Below are 18,088 nucleotides of genomic sequence, written 5' to 3' on the forward strand. Positions count from 1 at the left end.
CGCTATCAATTTTCGACATTTCTATATACATTCATCATACATTCATCGACTTTAGTTTAGGCGTTCGTTCTTTATCTACCAACTTGTTGTATAAGGCTGTACGCGGTAAGACGCGGAGAACTTCCTCCACTGTTGTTAAACCATTCATCACTTTTTCGACCGCCGCAGTGCGGAACGAAGCAAAATGAATTTCGCGTAAGTAACGATGTAGTTGCGTCACGGTACCTTCATAAATAATTTCCCGCACAGTATCATCGACATCTAATAACTCAACAACGGCTTCGCGTCCTAAAAAACCAGAATTGAAACATATCCCACACCCTCTACCCTTACGCCATTGTCCAGTATGCGCGTGTTGCGAGTCAATTCCGAGTACGCCTAAATCGGCTTCTGTCGGGGTGTAAGGTTCGCTACAATGCGGACACACGCGGCGAACAAGTCGCTGTGCCACAATTCCTAGTAACGCATCGCTGAGTAATCCAGGATCAGGACCAATATCGCGCAATCGCGGAATCGCACCTACTGCATCGTTGGTGTGCAGTGTCGTAAATACCAAGTGTCCTGTCAGTGCGGCGCGTACCGCCGTTTCTGCGGTCTCGTGGTCGCGAATTTCTCCCACCATGATAATATCAGGGTCTTGACGTAAGATAGCGCGTAAACCTGCGGCAAACGTCATCCCTGCGGCTTCGTTAACTTGTGTTTGCGTAATTCGTGGCAAGATGTACTCGACAGGATCTTCGACCGTTACGACGTTGACATTTTCGGTGGCTACAGCTTGCAAACTTGTATAAAGAGTACTTGTTTTACCGGAACCCGTAGGACCTGTAAGGATAATCATCCCCTGCGGTTGTTTCAGCCAAGATTTGTACACCTTTAGTGTTTGTTGCGTAAATCCCAAATTTTCGAGTTGTGAAAACGGATTTTCACGCGGTAGTAAGCGAATGACTGCCTTTTCGCCGTTGACGCAAGGAAGCGTACTGACACGCATATCCATGCCCATTTCTGCGTGTTCGTCAATCGTGTATTTTTCTTCAATACGTCCATCTTGCGGGCGGCGACTTTCAGAAATGTCCATTTTGGACATCACTTTAATCGCCACAATCACGCGACGGCTTAACTCTTGGGGTAGCATTGTGATATCGCGTAGCACTCCGTCAATGCGGTAGCGCACGCGCAAACCTTCGGTTGTAGGTTCGAGGTGGATATCGCTTGCGCGATTGCGTAACGCCCCAGAAAGCAACGTTTTGATGCGTTCAATTTGGTCAGCCGATCGCGACAAATATATTTGTGTTGTTTCAGTAATATTTTCGGCTTCTTGTTCGCCTGTGAGTGGATTGACAAACGGTGTCGCTGTGATGCGGTTGGTGTTGTGATTTTGAGTGTGATACCAAGTACGGTAACTGTTATCGGATATAGGAATTATTTTGATGCTGCTACCAGTGCGTTCAGCTAAGAAAGCGATCGCTTGCGAATCAATATCGACTGGACTCCCTAAATAGTAACAACCGCGCCACAATAACAACGGAATCACCGGAGGAACGGTGCTTTTGTCAGGAAAGTGACGTAAAAATCGCGAATTCACATCGCGATCAAGTAATTCTGTGTTAACACTTCCGCGATCATCTACTAGTAGCTTGAGTGCTTCAGCACAGCTAATTTCTTGATTTTTGAGTCTTTGCCAAGCCGAGGGAGTTGCCGATTGCATAATTAATTTAAATTAATAAGTTGGAACTAGTCGTGTAAAATAACTTCTTTATCAAGTTCGATTACGTAATAGCACTTCTTCTTTACTTATACCTTGACACTACTCAAGCAGCTACTTGAAAACTAGTCAACTGCATTTAATCTTGTAAGTAGATTTCTCTAGCTCATTTTTAATAGATTTTTAATATCTATCTTTGAAAATTGGGATTTTTTAGCTATTTATAACTATTATTAATTATATTTTCTGATTCAGAATATCTATTTTCTAAATCTCAATTACCATAAGTATTGAAGTAAAAATGTTTGTCTTGATTAGCAGATTATAGTAAATTCTTTTTTCAGTTAAATCTTCTACTCAGAAGTCATTTAATAAAGACATAATTTTGCAACAGTTAAACAAATTAAAAATAAGTATAAAACATGGCAATATCTATTTATTTAACTTTAGTCAATAGGCAAAAAGTACGTTTTCTCAAGCGATCGCTATGATAATTTCGTTTCGCGGCAGGTTAAGCGAGTCAGGACAAGGCTTGTAGACATTTATGGCAAATTTAAGTTAAAGTTGTAATGAGTTTGTCTACCAACAACCATCTAAACCTGCTCACCAGGTCGATAGCAGATGGCATCTCTTGCCAAAGATAGCGAGGTAGCAACTCGCTGGTAAATAGCAATTTATATGAAACGCAATTAGCTCCAATACGATTACCCGTTTCGGTAAAATAATAAACAACGGGTAGATTCACTACCTGATCGCAAAAGAAGTTTCAGCCATGCAAAAAGAAGCGGCAGCTACCAAACCAATTCGTTCACTTGAAGATGCTGTTGCTCAGTGTCAAGCACTGGGTATGCGCTTGAGTCGCCAGCGTCGCTTCATCTTGGAGCTACTTTGGCAAGCGCAAGAACATCTATCCGCAAGAGAAATTTATGATCGCCTCAATCAGCAAGGAAAAGAGATCGGACACACCTCAGTATATCAAAACCTAGAAGCACTTTCGAGTCAAGGTATCATTGAGTGCGTTGAACGCTCAGACGGACGCCTCTACGGAAACATCAGCGATTCGCACAGCCATGTGAACTGCTTAGATACTAACCAGATTTTGGATGTAGAAGTAGAACTTCCAGAAGATTTGCTAGAGGAAGTCGAAAGAAGAACCGGAGTCAAAATCACAGATTATAGTATTAACTTTTACGGATATCGACAGACACAAGTGTAAGATGTGCGCGTACGCTGAATGTGGAGGCACTATCGAACACAATGAGCGATCGCACAATCAAGTTATTATTAGTCGAGCCTGACCCGATTTTTCGGATGGGATTTTCGCGGCTCATCGTTGAATCTTACGCTGATATCCAAATCGTTGCCGAAGCTGAAGCGGGTTCTTCGGCAAGAAAAATCTTAGCAGACCTGGCGAGAGAAACTGCTACGGCGTTCTCTAGTGGTTTACCTTCAGATACCGCAGTCAATTTAGTTGTATTAGAGCTACAGCTAGGGCTAGAACTTTGCCAGCAGCTAAAATCGCATTATCCTGACTTGCCGATATTAATTCTCAGTTCAGTGCAGGAACCAGCTTTGTTAGCTTCAGCTAAGGCTATAGGGGTGGAAGGTTACTGTCCTAAAGGAACTTCGATTGTTGAGGTAGTTGCAGCTATTCGCCAAGTCGCCGCAGGAAGGACTCATTGGATAGAAGCCGAAGCGCTACAAAGTCCTTTAGGGGCACCAAGTATTCTTGCCTTAGTGCGAAATCACCTGCGATGGACAGGATTACAGCAAATTGATACAACATTAGCTGCGGTCACAGCACGATTACAAGTTCCTGGTTTATCATTACTTGATCGCGCCTTTTTAGCCGGACAACGTCGAGAACTCCTCGCCTCGCGCTGGCTCGTGACGCATTTATTACCTATCCCAGAAGGGAAAACTTACACTAAAATTGCGAATAATTCCTCAATAGCAGGAAATATCGCTGCATCATTCGAGACAGACGCTAGTGAAGGTGTCTCTGCATTATCGCCGCAGACAAGCACGCCTTCAATGTCAATTGTGCGATTAGAAAGTGGTAACTTAAGCCGCCGAGTTGAAGCAAACGAGATAATAGATCTCACATCAGCAAAGCTAGAACAAAGTAGTTTGCAGAACTTGACAACGATAACGCTCGAAACCGATATTTTTCGGGAAGGAAAGAAGCGCGAGTTACTCAAAACCATCTTACAAAAAGTTGTAGACGTTTTAGAAGATTTACGTTTTGCGCAAGTACAGCCGGAGCAGTTAGTTGAAATGCAGCGCTTGATTCTCCGCGATTTGTGGCAAGGTGCAACCGTAGACTTTTTTGGTAGATATGCGATGTTACAAGTAGGCGATCGCAACTTAGAAATTGTAAACCTTTTTCTACAAGATGTCGAAATTGTTCAAGTTGAAATTCTCAATAAAATTCCCTTAGTCAGTGACTTGTTTTCGTTTTTATTATTTCAAACCCCACTAGTCATTGATAATTTCCCATATAAAGCAGATACGCCAGAAGCAAAAGCACGCGCTGAAATAATTTTACACAATCTCTTGATTCATGTAGCGAATGCTGTAGCACAACCTTTGTTAAATAGGCTGGCTGATGTAGAAATTATTAAGCAAAACTTTTATGACAGTCGATTAATTTCTACGCGGGAAATTGAAAGGTTTAGAAATAATTTATCTTGGAGATATCGCTGGAATAAGTATTTTATTGAACCCAAGGCAATATTTGAAAGTCGCTACGATTTATTGATTTTTATCAGTAGAGGTATTGCTAAAACATCAATTTATGCACCACGCGGTCAGGAATTACAGCAACTTTCTGGGATTCCGCAATTAGTGACTTTAGCACTCGAATTACGCGATGCGATCGCGCCTCGGTTCCGTGCTGTCATCGCGTTTTTAGGAAATGGCGTTGTTTATGTCTTGACACAAGTTATTGGGCGTGCTATTGGCTTGGTCGGTCGCGGTATTCTCCAAGGAATTGGTGGTTCAATATCGGAAGGAAGAAAGAAGAAATTTTAATAGGGGCAAGAGGGGCAAGGTAGTGCCTTGCCCGTACTATTATCATAATTACAGGAGTTACGCAGTTGGGTGAAGGGAGTAGCGAGGAGCACTCAAGTAAGTCCGAATTGCATCTCGAACAATACTCAATTTTGCTTCGTAGCAACTAATACCTGTAGCAAACCAGTAGAGTTCTAAGCGCAAGAATACCTGAATTGCTAACCCAATATGATTATGTTGCGCCCGAGTGGCACGTACTTGAGAGCGTTCTACCCCACAACACTGCTTCAGCCCACGATGATACTCTTCAATCGCTCAAGCAAACTCGCTCCACTGTAGTCGCTGTAACTCACTCAAATTGAGGTCATTCGTTGCCCAGTAATCAATGTCGCCGTTTGGGGTGACTATCTTGAATACTTTGACCATGCCATAGCCTTTGAGGTGTACAACGGTTCCCATCGTAGCGATGTCAACTTCAGCCAAGGGACGATTGCCTGTGCCATCAGGATTGATCTGTCGATTGCGCTTGAATCGGGTTAGCCAAGTCCACTGATGGGAGCGAATCAGCTTGAGATTCTCTAAACTGCTATACCAACTATCAAAGACGACACATTGTGGGGCAAACTCTCTCGCCTTTGCTACGTCCAACATGATGCGGAAGTGGTCGTTTTTCGTTGCTCCATCCACAGACTTTTCGCAGCACCGATAGTCTAATAGGATATGTTGGTCGCCTTGCGTTCACAGCAATGAAATCAGGTTAATTCCTTGCACGACCCGTCCATGTTTACCTGACCGCTTGCAAGCGCCGTGTCACTAATTCCATCTTCTTGGCGTACAACTTGTCAAGTGTGGAATCATCCACCACTAGAATTCCTGCTTTCTTATTCACCTGCTGTTGAGCTTCATTCCACAATGCTTCTGGCGTTGGTTCCAGACAATGTAGTCGCCTTGTAATTGCATCATGGGCAGGCGAATTTTCACTTTCCGGTTGGACTCGTTCTGCTTCAACACTGCTATAGGCTTTCTGTGTAGCAATCAGAAAGTTGATATAGTCGTACTCGTTGACCTTTGGTGGATTCATTCCCCTTTTATATCGCACCTGCCCTTTTTACTCAACTGCGTAACTCCTGATTCTATTTGGTTTAACGCTTGATGACTGGAACTACCCTTTCACGAATTTGAATCTGGAAAACTTATTGCTGCTCACACTTCAGTAAAAATCTTTTATTTTCGTCGTCGCCCCGTGATACTGAAGGATATTGAGCGAAAAACTTCACAAGGTACTCAATACTTTGACGTGGCGATCGCACCTGTCTTAAACGCTAAAAAGCCGTTACTAGGAAGGCATACTGACGTTTGTTAATAAAACTGACTCTAAGCGGCTAAAAGATAAACTCGAATACACAAACGCAGAGTTAAAAAGAGTTTCTGAGGCACTGCAAGCAACACAAACTGAATTGGAATCCACGCATCAAGAAAGGCAAATTCTTGCTGAAGATACACATAAGAGGAATCAAAGCTCTGAGGGCACTAGCGCAGACCTACACTGCAAAAATCAGGGAAAGGAAAATAATTTAGGACTTACGCAGTTGAATCAATTCCGCCTCCAAGATTGGGGGCTACGGTGTACACATAATATTCTAGACTGGCTTCGCTCCAAGCTTTTTCGCCCCCTAAATCTCCCATGAGTGGAGGACTTTGAAGCAGGACAGGCTCGGAAGTCCCCGAACCCCCCAAGCTTGGGGGGCGGTTCGTCAGGGACTTTGCTAGATACCGACTATTTGTGTGTACACGGTAGAAGATTGAGGGAGAGTGAGAGGGGCAGGGGAATCTGAGTTGAAGTCTCCCACTCGTAGGGAATTTAGGGGGCAAGTGTGTAACTCCTAACAAAGGTGGACAAGGCTTATCTAGTAGCCAATTTATTTGCAATTCTTGTCATTCAGGAGGTCTATGAGTCACCAACGGCGGAAAGTCGTTAAAATCTTATCCCAAATTGAACCACGGTTTAGGTGTGTTTGGTACGTTAACGCCGCGATCTGAGCGAAAATTTCTGAAAAACTAGGATAAATCGGAGCAAGCTGCGCAAGCTTATTAATTTTGATACGCTGTGCGATCGCCAAACTGAAAACATGAATTAATTCTGCGGCGTAAGCACCAACAATAGTCGCACCTAAAATTTCTCCATTAAGTAAAAGTACGACTTGACAAACTCCCGTTGTTGCCATCTCGATTTGCGCAGCGGCGATGCTTTTGAAATACTGACGCAGCACCACTATATCACCGAACAGATGTCGAGCTTGCGTTTCGGTAAGTCCGACTCGCGCTAACTGCGGATCGCAAAAAACTGCCCAAGGAATGCTACCGTAATCGACGCGATCGCGCGAAACAGCCAACGCATTTTTTAAGGCTACTGCTGCTTCATAATGAGCAATGTTGGTCAAAGGATAGCCGCCGATGGCTTCTCCACAAGCATAAATTCGCGGCTGCGTTGTTTGCAGTTTCGCGTTTAACACTAAACGATGACGATGCGATCGCACGCCGACAGCTTCCAAGTTGAGATGCGCTAGATCGGGCTGTTGTCCAGCACACAACAAAATCTCATCAGTTTCAATCGCGTAATTACCTGCTTGCACCCATTTTGTACCTTGTATTTGCTTGATTTGCGTTACGGGTGTTTCTGTCAAAATGCGCACGCCTTCCGCTTCTAGCGCCGCTTGAATGAGTTGTACAATTGCCGGATCTTCTCTAGGTAAGATGTGCGAATGCTTGACGATCAAAGTCACATCTAAACCAAAGCGCGTGAGGATTTGTGCCATTTGAATTCCCGATGGATCGCCCCCGATAATTGCCCATCGAGTTGGTGGATTGGCATTGAGTACGGATAAAATGTCTGCGGTAGTGTAATAACCTGTTGCTTGCAAGCCTTCAATATTGGGGATAAGCGGACGCGAACCTGTAGCAAGTAGATAACTTCGCGATTTTAATTGCCGCCGATTCACGCTAAAAGTTAGTGCAGGCGATCGCACAAACTGCCCATCACCTGAAATCATATCAACTCCTAACGCGGCTAAAACAGCAGGAGAATATTGTTCTTCGACATCAGCGACGACACCCTTAACTTGCTGTAAAATATCTGCCCACTCTACAGTGTCTTTTTTATTCGCAGTGATTTCCCACGACATCGCACTCTGCTGGCATTTTCCTAGATAAGCCAATGCATGAGGTGTCAAAAGATGCGGAAAAATCTTTTGCGCTGTAGGTTCTACCAATGCAACTTTAGCGTGCAATTGAGTCGCCAGAATCGCTGCATAGCGCCCCGTCAGACTGCCACCAATAATTACAACATCGTAGTCAACTGTCATTGGAAGAGGGGTCAGAGGTCAGAGGTTGGGAGGTCAGGTTAAAGATCAAAGAGGTTGGAGAGTAAGGCACTGCCTTACCCATGATCATCAGTGTTAATACTGGAGCAAATAGTATAATAATTAACGTCAAATAGAACTTTTTTATTTTATGGGTAGTTTTAGTTATAAGGATTTAAAGGTTTGGCAGAATAGTATGGAGGCTGAACACGTTTATCTTTTGACACAAAGTTTTCCTAGGCAAGAAACTTACGGTTTAACAAATCAACTACAAAAAGCTGCTATTTCAATTCCTTCAAACATAGCAGAGGGTCATACTAGAGATTCTACAAAGGAATTTTTACACTTTTTATCAATAGCGCTAGGTTCACTGGCAGAATTAAAAACACAATTGCTTCTAGCACAAAAATTTAAATATTTAAGTATGGATAACTCAAAACTGCTTCTTCTCAAAACTGAGGAAACAGCTAGAATGCTTCGCGGTTTGCAAAAAACACTCAAAGCAAAGCTAAACTCCCCCTAACCTCTGACCCCTGACCTCCGACCCCTCCATCAACGCCTGCAACAAATGCTCATTTTGATCGTCTGCGCGTACCGCGATGCGAAAAAAGCGATCGCCCAAGGTGGGAAAACTCAAACAATCGCGAATTAAAATTTTGTGGTGCTGTAACAAGTATTGTTGCAAGGTTTGACTCGATTCGCATTGTACGAGTAAGAAGTTAGCAGTACTTTTTAAGGGGTGCAACCCTGGTATTTGAGCTAAACCCTCAAACAATTGAGTTCTTGCGGGTGGTAGCCACGCCCAAGTTCGCTGTTGAAATTCGCTGTCATGAATCGCGGTGATCGCCGCCGCTGCTGCTAGGGTATTAACCGACCACGGATCGCGCCGTTGTTGCCAGCTTTGTAGACGGTCTGGGTGCGCGATCGCATATCCGAGTCGCAGCCCAGGTAAACTGTAAAATTTGGTAAGCGATCGCAAAATGACTAAATTGGGATACTTCTGTACCAGAGGAATCAAACTTTGTTCTTCACTTGGCGGCAGAAAATCCATAAACGCTTCATCCACCACAATCAAAGCAAATTGCTCAAGATAAGGCAGAATTGTTTCCTGCGAAAACATCTGCCCTGTAGGATTGTGAGGATTATTCAAAAGTAGACCGCACTCTAATGCTATTGAAACATTACCCCCGATCTCTGACCTTTGACCTCTGACCTCTAGTTCTAGCGGACATTCCTGTATCGTCCCACCAAAAGCCTTCAAAGCACGATAGTAATCGGCAAAGGCTGGGGTAAATAAATAAGTTTTAGCAAGTTGTGCTAAATCCCAGCCTGCCCAGGTAAGTAATTCTGCCGAGCCATTTCCCGGCAGAATCCATTCAGGTGGTAATTGATGCCATTGACCTAACGCGGTGCGTAGTTCCCCATAGTTAGGGTCTGGATAAGCGCTTAGATCCCCTATATGCGCTTGAATCGCCGCGATCACACTCTTGGGTGGTCCCAAGGGGTTGATACTTGCAGAAAAATCCAAAATATCGCTAGGGGAACAGCCAGCAACTGCTGCTGCCCAGGCTAAATTTCCCCCGTGGATAGGTCGCATCAAATGTGTGAGCCGTTTTACTCGTCTTTGCCTGGTGACACTTTTTCGCGGAAAAGCTTCCCAGCGGAGAATGCAGGCACCTTTGTTGCTGGAATATCCATTTTATCACCTGTTTTCGGGTTACGACCTTCACGGGCTTTGCGCTCGCGCGGCTCGAATGAACCGAAACCTACCAGCGTGACTTTATCACCAGAAGAAACAGCTTCGATGATTGTTTCTAAAGCTGCGGTTAAAACTGCATCGGCTTGCTTTTTGGTAACGCTTGCCTTGTCTGCGATCGCGTCAACTAATTCACCTTTGTTCATGTGGATCTCCTTAGAGTTTACAGATTAGATTTGACGAAACTACCGAATCTCAGGATGTGTGGAGACTCAGCTTGTAGTCGAGCAAGTTTCATTGAAAGACAATCGCTGAAACTCTCCTAGGCTCGATATTTCAATGCCCTATTCTAAGGCGTGCTAGCTCAATCTGGATCGGTGAAACCTTTAAGATATATGGATTTCAACATTTTTTAGGTATTTTCACCCAAAAAAAGTGGCATTTTTGCCCGAAAAAATGGGTCAGAGGGGCAAGGCATTGCCTTGCCCATAGAGGTCAGGGATATGAAGCAGGGGTCAGAAATCGGAGATCAGAGATCAGCGATTAGAATTTCTTCCCAATTTCCAGCCTAGTTTCATCGAGTCTGAAAACGTTGGCGTTCTAACATCTGCCGTGCGTCAGGGCTAGGATTATAGTTGTAGCCAAACGAAGCATTTTGCGAATCATCGAGAATTTGAGGCGTGAGTAACACAATGACTTCTTGGCGCGAGTTCGTTATTCTTCTACTTCTAAATAACGCTCCTAGGATGGGAATGTCACCCAAAATCGGCACTTTAGTTGCCTCAACGCGGTCTGATTCCTGAATGATGCCGGAGAGTATCAGAGTTTGGCGATCGCGCAAACGCAGTTGTCCTGAAGTTAACTGACGTGATGAGAGCAACGTGATTGTTCCTTGCGGCGTTGTTTGTTCCCCCGTAATCGCCGAAACTGTAGGCGCAACCGACAACGAGACGAACCCATTGTCATCAATGCGGTCAACTCTGACTTGTAAAATTAAACCCGCTTGCTTGATGATTGGTTCTTGAACTTGAGTTGTTAAGTTTGTTGTCGGGTCGGTCTGCGTTTGTAATCTAAAACCTCCAAAAACTTCTTGTGTAAGGTTGACAATCGCGGTCTGTCCTTCTTGCACTGTCAGCGTCGGATCAGTCAGAATTTTGGCATTACCATTAGTCACGACAGCTTGTAAACGCGACAAAAATCTACTGGGATATTGGAACAGCGTTGGCAAGCTAAACTCAATCGGACCTGTCTCTGGAATGTTTGTGACTCCAGGTTGCAGAGGATTATTGTTGGTTCCAAACGGAGGGCGAGGATAGGTACCAAATCCATTTTGAACATTGCCTTGTTGTAATGGCGGATTCGCAAATTGTTGCGGAGTGCCTGTACCAAAAGGTGCATTCGGCTGGGCTTCAAGGAAGGGTTGACCCTCACCAAAAGGATTAGGAACTACAGGGCGACCAAAAAGGTTTGTTTGCGCAGTACCTGCTGACGGTGGATTAGTCCCACCAAAATTAAAGACAGCCGAACCACCATCACTAACAAAGAAACTGTCCCCGATGCCAAATGAAAAGCTCGTGTTGACATTATCTGTATTCAGCAGGTTAACATCAACAATCTTGACGTTGACAGCGACTTGACGCCTACGCGAATCGATTTGCACTAATTGCGCAGTTGCAATCTCCACTTGGCGCGGAGTACCAATTAAGCTGACAGAGTTTGTGCGTTCATCTCCCACGACCTGTAAACCACGTAGCAGTGGTATCGAGTCTTGAAAGTCAATTCGCTGCGTTTCGACTCGCGTTTCTGTACTCGTTTGCGTTTGCGTGACGGGTGTTGCTGAACCTCCCACAGGCACCGCATTTACACTTGTGACAACACGTTCGCGGCTGACAGCACTTTCTGCACCCATTGCCACCAAAAAGTTTAAGGCACTACCCACATTAATTTGATTGAGTCGCAAGCTGCGGACAATGACGTTACGCGCTTCATTTGTTAAGCGTGGCGCCACAAATATCGTGCGTCCTGTGCGGTTAGCTTGCAATCCACTGATCCGCAAGACGTAGTTAAAAACATCTTGTACCGACTCGTTTTCTATATCCAAAGAAATTCTTGGTCCTTCTTCACCGCCAGGAGTCGGCTCAGCTTGCGCTTGTTGCGTACCAGGTGCGGGAGCCGCACTAAACGCGAGGTTGAGTCCAGCCGCCCGCGCCAGGAGGGCTAGCACTTCTCTGACAGGCGCATCGCGTAAGACCAAGCGCGGTACGCGTTCGTTGGTTTCTAAATCAATCGCCGAGGCAGAAGAATCAACGTTGGAAACCGCGATATCACCTACTGGTGGGGCAACGGCTCGTGGTAAAAAAGGGGGTGGTGTTGGTGTTCCAGGTTGGGGTGTGGGTGCGCCCTGAATTTGTACATCAGGATTAGGCACGAGAACCCCTGGCGTTTGACTCGGAGTTTGTGCAGGTGGTTGTTGCGGGGCTGGCGCTTGTGCAACAGGTGCAGCGCCAGATGTAGGACTAATGCTGAAGAGGATTCCTTGAGCATTTTTAGCCGCAGGCTGACTTGTGGGAGTGCTGGTACTTCCAACAACGACTAACCGGACACTATTGCGGTCAAGTTGAGTGACACTGACTGCGGTAATACCAGGGGCTGGGTTATCTTGACGAAAACTGTTGCCTTGTGGTAATCGCAACTGTGTGTTAATGATATCTGCGACTAAGGCGTTACCTCGGCTGCTCGTGAAAATTTGCGGGCGATCGCCTGCGGCAGTCTCTAGAATGACATTCAACCCGCGATTTGTTGGATTCAGACGTACTGCTGTCACCTGTGTTGCTGCTGCCCACACGGGCTGTGCTGCTAGCAACGTTATTGTTGCTCCAGTTAATATCATTCCACTACCTGGAAGCTGTCTCACTGTTTTCTCCTCAGCCTTTTTACTTTGTTACTCAACTTACGAGTGCAATTCAATTTGTTTAGAAAATGTTATGTACTTCTTGCGAAAACTGGTAAAACAACGAATACCAAGTTTGAATAATGGGCGTGACACTGAGTTGCTGAAAATGTTTATTAAATCCTTGGCAATTCAAATTAGTATAATAAATTGCTCACTAATTAACTATTTCCAGCTAGCTTTATATCACAAAATATAAAAAAAATAACGCTATCTATCCTTTGTGTCCAAGAGCAATTCCACCGACAATGCATAAGAAATTTAATATATTCAATATTAAGATTTCAGTGAAAATACGGTAGAGGGGCAAGGCATTGCCTTGTCCATAATAGTCAGCGTTAAAATAAAGGGTGAATATTCCTTTGCCTGTAATGGGGAAATAGTTTTATCTTTTGACAAAGTTCTAACCATACAGGCGATCGCTATAATCCGAAAATCAGAATTTTTCTATAATTTATTTACTGTTGATTCTGGGTACTTGCGGCTGCGGCTGCTTCGGCGGGGCTAGCTGGCATTAAGGCTTCTAACTGAAAAGATGTTGTAATAACTGCGCCTCGTGGCTGCACAACACCAGGTTGTTGATTGTCTCCGGTTTGTGCCAGGGATGATTGATAATCTTTAACTATCAATAATGGCTGTAGCCGCTCAATATTGCGAATGATTGATTGCGTTTGCTCGAAAGTGCCTTCTAGCTCAATATTGACAACTTGGCGCTTGAGTTTTCCATTGACAGCCCCTCCAAGACTACCATCTGAAACAATTTCTGGTGACTGATTAACGGGGACAAATCGCTTCAGTTTTGCCCTAGGGGCATTTCGCGCGAGTTGGGCATTTCCTGATTCTACAACACGGTTCAAATCCAATAACAAGGTATCTAACGTGCGCTCGTCAGCAAATAAAGTGAGAACTTGAGAATTTTGCTGTTTGACTTGGGCTAACTCGGCTCTAACTTGTTCGGTTTGTTGGATTGCAAGTTGTTTTTGTTCAACCAGCACATTTTTTTCATCGCGACTAGTTTGCAATTCTTGGTGTCTTTGCCACGTTGGCATTAACAAATTAACAACCAAGTAAACACTTCCTGCTAGCCCTAACAGCGCAATCAGCACACCGCTTACCGCCGGAGTCAGTGTCACGCCAAATGCTTTAGGGTAACTTGGCGCCACTGGTTGAAACTCGATGCTTTCTTCAGGAATAAAGTCTTCAGTCACCGTCATTGTTGAATCACACCTTTCTGTTGCAGTGTGCGAATGCGAGTTACCAATCCTAATGTACCCTTACGCTCCAGTTCTCTTAACAACTCTGAGGCAGGAACATCGCTCAACGTTGATTGAATTGTATATCTTACAGCTTGAGGCGTCACAACTGCGGTTGAATTTGCTTGGGGTACAGCGACTGTCCCTGGTTCGGCAATATCTACCAACTCAGCAGTGACAATTCGCGTGTCTGTGGGTTTGAGAAATGCTGATTGTTGCAGTGTTAGTAAGAAATCGTTGACATCGTTAAAAGAGCGAGCAATTCCAGCAATTTCTATATTACCTGCGGGAACTTGTGCGGTTTGCTGGTTTTGTTGCTGCTGTTCAGCGTTTTGTTGATCTTGTCCCTCTTGTTGCTGTTGCTGGTTATTGTTATTATTCGCAGCTTGCGGGCTGGGTTGGGGAGTTGCAGCAGCGGTTTGGCGGATGGTTTCGATTTGGACTGCGCGGGGAATGCGATCGCGCATATCCTGCAACATCGCTGACCACGGACGGATTTGATTGAATACCGTAGCTAAAGCTTGGGTTTCTGTGCGAATTTGATTAATTTGCGCTTGTGTCGTCTGAATTTCTTGTTCTTGCAGTCCCAAGCGGCTTAATTCAGCATCAAGCTCGGCATTTTCGGCTTCGAGTTGTCCAATGCGCGTTTGCAAAACTAACCACGCGCCACCAATCATCGCAGGCAAAATCACGCCGATTGCAATTCCCAAATACAAAGGTGTTGTATCGCCCGCGAGTAGCTTTAATTGCTTAGCACCAGCGTTTTTTAAGGTGTACTCTGGGCGATCGCGAATAAAGTTAATGTCTAGACTGTACATATTGAGTATTCATCATGATGGATAGCTGACAGGCAAGTTAACTAAATCTCGCGCATTCCTAAACCAAGAACAATTCCGAGTCCTGGGCGTTGTCCTGGAGTAATTTTTTTCTCATCAACTTCTAATGACAAAGCTGCCACAGGATCGATTTGTACGGTGGGAATGTTTACTCGTTGTTGGAAGAACTCATCTAAGTTTACTAATCCTCCCCCAGGTCCTGCTAAGAGAATTTGGGCAACTTCGAGATTTTCACTTTGACTGAGATAAAAATCGAGCGATCGCCGTAATTCGTCAATTAACTCTCCCATCACGCGCAACATTGCGGCGGTACCAGGGTCAACTGTAGGATTGATGACTCCTCTCATTTCATCAGTTGTCGTGGTGGGAATAATCACCGACTGTAGTAAGACTTGTGTATCTCTAGACATTGGTAAGTGCAGTGCTCGCAATAGCGCACTTTGCAGGTGAAATGTACCTATCGGGACAGTCCGCGAAAACTGCGGTATTCCATCTACAATAATGGCAATTTCGGTGTTGTCAAATTCAATATCAACTAACACAACGGCTTCTTGCGAAGGAAATTCGCGCAATTTCTCTCGAATCGTGCGTAACAACGCAAAACTATTAATTTCTAAAACATCAACTTGTAGCCCAGCTTGTTGAAATGTATCAATGTAAGTATCTGTCACCTCTTTGCGCGTAGCAACTAACAAGACTTGTACCTTTTCAATTCCGTCTTCATCCACAAAATACCCAAGCTTTTGGTAATCGACATCAGCTTCTTCACGCGGATACGGGAGATACAAACCTGCTTCGTGATTAAGTACCATTTCGCGTAATTCTTGGTCATCCAACTCGGCAGGTAAAGGAATTAAACGCACGAGTGAATCTCTTCCAGGAACAGCGGTAGCAACTCGCTTAGCTTTTATTTTGCTTTGGGCTAAAGCGGATTGAATAATTTCAGCAAGCGCTGGTGGATCAATAATTTGACCATCCTGAAAAATTCCTTCGGGTACGGGAACTGAGGTAAACGCCGCCAGTCTTATTCCCTGTCCTTGTTTGCGTAGCTGGGCAATGTTAATCCGTTCCGGAGCCAGTTCAACACCAACTCCCTTGGCACGTTTTGGTAGTATCTGTAAGCGGTTAGGTAGTGTCTGGAAGCGGTTAAGCACAGTTTTGCTGGTTGTCTAGAGGGTAAAAAGAAACTGAGAGTGAGAGACTTAAAAGTGAATGTTTGCTACTCTAGCTTAGAATTGCTTTGCGCGTATAAGTCAGCAAGTTACGTTTGAAAAATGTCGATAATATCAGTATTTGGTAGCAAATTCAGAGGTTGGAAACGCCTCGGAATTTTTGCTTTGTTAGGTTTAATTTTGAGTTGGGTTGTTAGTTGTGGTACTGGTAACGTCAATAATAGTACCCAGCAATCGGCATCAGGTAACACTAATGTGGAATTCTGGACAATGCAACTCCAGCCACAATTCACGGATTTCTTCAATAACCTCATCAGTTCTTTTGAAGCTGAAAACCCTGAAATTAAGGTTAACTGGGTCGATGTTCCCTGGTCAGCAATGGAAAGCAAAATTCTAACCGCGATGTCAGCACGCACTGCACCGGATGTCGTTAACTTAAATCCTGGTTTTGCTTCGCAGCTAGCAACGCGGAATGCTTGGTTAGATTTAGATTCCAAAGTCAGTACGGATGTCCGCCAAACGTATCTTCCCAACATCTGGAAAGCAAGCACGATCAATGGGAAAAGTTTTGGTTTACCTTGGTACCTCACAACACGCCTGACAATTTATAACACCGATTTGTTAAAGCAAGCAGGAGTAAGTCAACCGCCAACCACGTATGCAGAATTAGCAACAGTGGCGCGACAAGTTAAAGAAAGAACTGGGAAGTACGCGTTTTTTACAACGTTTGTTCCCGAAGATTCTGCCGAAGTTTTGGAATCTTTTGTACAAATGGGAGTCAATTTAGTAGACGCGCAAGGCAAAGCCGCGTTTAATACTCCTGAAGGTCGGGCTGTGTTTCAGTACTGGGTAGATTTGTATCGCCATGAACTCATACCACCCGAAGTATTGACGCAGGGGCATAGGTATGGTATTGAGCAGTACCAAGCAGGACAAACTGCGTTATTAGCTTCAGGTCCAGAATTCTTAAAAACGATCGCTAAAAATGCACCAGCGATTGCAGAAGTTTCAGCTACCGCACCACAAATAACAGGACCTACAGGCAAGAAAAACGTTGCGGTCATGAACTTAGTCATTCCTGCCAACACCGACCAACCGGATGCAGCGTTAAAATTTGCATTGTACGTCACAAATAATCAAAATCAGCTTGCCTTTGCCAAAGCTGCCAATGTCTTACCCTCAACAGTAGCAGCACTCTCAGACGGCTACTTTAAGTCAGTACCAAACGATGCGTCAACAGTCGAAAAAGCCCGCGTTGTCAGCGCCAGTCAATTGCAGCAAGCCGAAGTTTTAGTTCCCGCGATGGAAAACCGCAATGTCTTGCAACGCGCAATTTATGACAATCTACAAGCCGCCATGTTAGGCGAAAAAACCGTAGACCAAGCTGTTGCTGACGCTGCGGCTGAGTGGGATCGAAGGGGTTAGAGGTCGGGGTCAGAGATCAGGGGAAGAACTAGCCAAAGTGCCACTAATCACTCACCCCTCATCCCTCCTAAAACGGAATATCGTCGATGTCCTGGTCTTCGCTAGATGGTAGCGGTGCTGACGATGTTCTTACAGGTGGCTCATAAGTCGCAAAGTCAGCTATGACATCAGTTCGATTTGTTGTCGAAGTCGCCATTGCGGTACGAGACATCGTGTCTGAATCAACATTCTTAGCCGCTTTTTCAGAACGCGAACTTACAGCAGCGGGTGCAGCTTTGGGGTTAGCTTTTGTCGCCGTTGTATCTACAGTTTTATCGACTGCGTGAATTCGTTGTACTGTCAACTCAGCACGTTTTTCTTTGAAGCCTTCAGATCGCTCAAAAGTACTCATGCTTAAGCGACCTTCAATGATGACGCGATCGCCTTGCTGATAATTTTGTTCAATCTCTTGCGCCAAGTTTCCCCAGCCGACAGCTTTTAATGTTGCAGGAGGGTCTTCTGCGCGTAACCCTGGAAATTGAATCAGCATTTCCGCTAATGCCATGTTGTCAGACGTGTAACGCAGTTGTGGCGCTTGCACAATTTCTGCCATCAAAATACAGCTATTCATTCGCTTCTCCTATGTGTTCGCTCGATCAGGGGTCAAGGGTTGGAGGTCGGAGGTCAGGGGAAGAATGAGTGAC

At 44.8% G+C, this 18,088-nt stretch carries 13 protein-coding genes and 1 pseudogene; 4 read left to right on the forward strand and 10 right to left on the reverse strand.

Translation table 11 applies throughout. The annotated features are described in order from the left end of the window. Window positions 1–34 precede the first annotated feature (34 nt). Window positions 35–1,705, reverse strand: coding sequence for a GspE/PulE family protein (locus NIES1031_RS06140; protein ID WP_073548601.1), 1,671 nt, complete (start codon window positions 1,703–1,705; stop codon window positions 35–37). 769 nt (window positions 1,706–2,474) lie between these two features. On the opposite strand from NIES1031_RS06140, the gene NIES1031_RS06145 reads away from it, so the two are divergent. After that, a complete protein-coding gene (locus NIES1031_RS06145) occupies window positions 2,475–2,918 on the forward strand; it encodes a Fur family transcriptional regulator (RefSeq protein ID WP_015189117.1) in 444 nt (147 codons plus the stop codon). Between the two features lie 41 nt (window positions 2,919–2,959). Beyond that, complete coding sequence (locus NIES1031_RS06150) at window positions 2,960–4,735, forward strand: DUF3685 domain-containing protein (protein WP_073548602.1); 1,776 nt, start codon at window positions 2,960–2,962, stop codon at window positions 4,733–4,735. 57 nt (window positions 4,736–4,792) lie between these two features. On the opposite strand, the pseudogene NIES1031_RS06155 reads toward NIES1031_RS06150, so the two are convergent. Both NIES1031_RS06155 and NIES1031_RS06160 read right to left on the reverse strand, forming a co-directional pair. After that, window positions 4,793–5,795, reverse strand: a pseudogene (locus NIES1031_RS06155) (IS701 family transposase). Between the two features lie 874 nt (window positions 5,796–6,669). Continuing rightward, the gene (locus NIES1031_RS06160) at window positions 6,670–8,076 is read right to left on the reverse strand and encodes a dihydrolipoyl dehydrogenase family protein (RefSeq protein WP_073548603.1); all 1,407 of its coding nucleotides are present in this window, start codon (window positions 8,074–8,076) and stop codon (window positions 6,670–6,672) included. 148 nt (window positions 8,077–8,224) lie between these two features. Here NIES1031_RS06160 and NIES1031_RS06165 point away from each other — a divergent pair, with 148 nt between their 5' ends. After that, the gene (locus NIES1031_RS06165) at window positions 8,225–8,596 is read left to right on the forward strand and encodes a four helix bundle protein (protein WP_073548604.1); all 372 of its coding nucleotides are present in this window, start codon (window positions 8,225–8,227) and stop codon (window positions 8,594–8,596) included. Here the strand turns inward: NIES1031_RS06165 and cobD are convergent. The 6 genes from cobD to pilM form a co-directional block, all read right to left on the reverse strand. After that, window positions 8,582–9,673: a threonine-phosphate decarboxylase CobD gene (cobD, locus tag NIES1031_RS06170; protein ID WP_073548605.1), complete on the reverse strand. Its 1,092-nt coding sequence runs from the start codon at window positions 9,671–9,673 to the stop codon at window positions 8,582–8,584. The two genes, NIES1031_RS06165 and cobD, sit on opposite strands and share 15 nt — an antisense overlap. Before the next feature lie 14 nt (window positions 9,674–9,687). Then, window positions 9,688–9,975, reverse strand: coding sequence for an HU family DNA-binding protein (locus NIES1031_RS06175; protein ID WP_073548606.1), 288 nt, complete (start codon window positions 9,973–9,975; stop codon window positions 9,688–9,690). Window positions 9,976–10,343: 368 nt separating this feature from the next. Then, the gene (locus NIES1031_RS06180) at window positions 10,344–12,683 is read right to left on the reverse strand and encodes a type IV pilus secretin family protein (protein ID WP_073548607.1); all 2,340 of its coding nucleotides are present in this window, start codon (window positions 12,681–12,683) and stop codon (window positions 10,344–10,346) included. 494 nt (window positions 12,684–13,177) lie between these two features. Continuing rightward, entirely contained in the window at window positions 13,178–13,933 is a 756-nt protein-coding gene (locus NIES1031_RS06185; protein ID WP_073548608.1) for a pilus assembly protein PilO, read from the reverse strand. Then, on the reverse strand, window positions 13,930–14,790 hold the full coding sequence (locus NIES1031_RS06190; protein WP_073548609.1) for a PilN domain-containing protein: 861 nt from the start codon (window positions 14,788–14,790) through the stop codon (window positions 13,930–13,932). The genes NIES1031_RS06185 and NIES1031_RS06190 overlap by 4 nt, the downstream gene beginning before the upstream one ends. A gap of 41 nt (window positions 14,791–14,831) precedes the next feature. Then, the gene (gene pilM, locus NIES1031_RS06195; protein WP_178378058.1) at window positions 14,832–15,962 is read right to left on the reverse strand and encodes a type IV pilus assembly protein PilM; all 1,131 of its coding nucleotides are present in this window, start codon (window positions 15,960–15,962) and stop codon (window positions 14,832–14,834) included. Window positions 15,963–16,082: 120 nt separating this feature from the next. On the opposite strand from pilM, the gene NIES1031_RS06200 reads away from it, so the two are divergent. Continuing rightward, window positions 16,083–17,405: an ABC transporter substrate-binding protein gene (locus NIES1031_RS06200; RefSeq protein WP_073548610.1), complete on the forward strand. Its 1,323-nt coding sequence runs from the start codon at window positions 16,083–16,085 to the stop codon at window positions 17,403–17,405. A gap of 67 nt (window positions 17,406–17,472) precedes the next feature. Here the strand turns inward: NIES1031_RS06200 and NIES1031_RS06205 are convergent, their stop codons facing one another. Beyond that, window positions 17,473–18,015: a single-stranded DNA-binding protein gene (locus NIES1031_RS06205; protein WP_073548611.1), complete on the reverse strand. Its 543-nt coding sequence runs from the start codon at window positions 18,013–18,015 to the stop codon at window positions 17,473–17,475. Window positions 18,016–18,088: the final 73 nt, after the last annotated feature.

It is taken from the genome of Chroogloeocystis siderophila 5.2 s.c.1, assembly GCF_001904655.1.
GTDB classification, from domain to species: Bacteria; Cyanobacteriota; Cyanobacteriia; order Cyanobacteriales; family Chroococcidiopsidaceae; genus Chroogloeocystis; species Chroogloeocystis siderophila.

Excerpts from the sequence above, each read along its gene's own strand:
- NIES1031_RS06140 (WP_073548601.1), bottom strand. The coding sequence starts at position 1,705 with ATGCAATCGGCAACTCCCTCGGCTTGGCAAAGACTCAAAAATCAAGAA.
- NIES1031_RS06145 (WP_015189117.1), top strand. The coding sequence starts at position 2,475 with ATGCAAAAAGAAGCGGCAGCTACCAAACCAATTCGTTCACTTGAAGAT.
- NIES1031_RS06150 (WP_073548602.1), top strand. The coding sequence starts at position 2,960 with ATGAGCGATCGCACAATCAAGTTATTATTAGTCGAGCCTGACCCGATT.
- NIES1031_RS06160 (WP_073548603.1), bottom strand. The coding sequence starts at position 8,076 with ATGACAGTTGACTACGATGTTGTAATTATTGGTGGCAGTCTGACGGGG.
- NIES1031_RS06165 (WP_073548604.1), top strand. The coding sequence starts at position 8,225 with ATGGGTAGTTTTAGTTATAAGGATTTAAAGGTTTGGCAGAATAGTATG.
- NIES1031_RS06175 (WP_073548606.1), bottom strand. The coding sequence starts at position 9,975 with ATGAACAAAGGTGAATTAGTTGACGCGATCGCAGACAAGGCAAGCGTT.
- NIES1031_RS06185 (WP_073548608.1), bottom strand. The coding sequence starts at position 13,933 with ATGACGGTGACTGAAGACTTTATTCCTGAAGAAAGCATCGAGTTTCAA.
- NIES1031_RS06190 (WP_073548609.1), bottom strand. The coding sequence starts at position 14,790 with ATGTACAGTCTAGACATTAACTTTATTCGCGATCGCCCAGAGTACACC.
- NIES1031_RS06200 (WP_073548610.1), top strand. The coding sequence starts at position 16,083 with ATGTCGATAATATCAGTATTTGGTAGCAAATTCAGAGGTTGGAAACGC.
- NIES1031_RS06205 (WP_073548611.1), bottom strand. The coding sequence starts at position 18,015 with ATGAATAGCTGTATTTTGATGGCAGAAATTGTGCAAGCGCCACAACTG.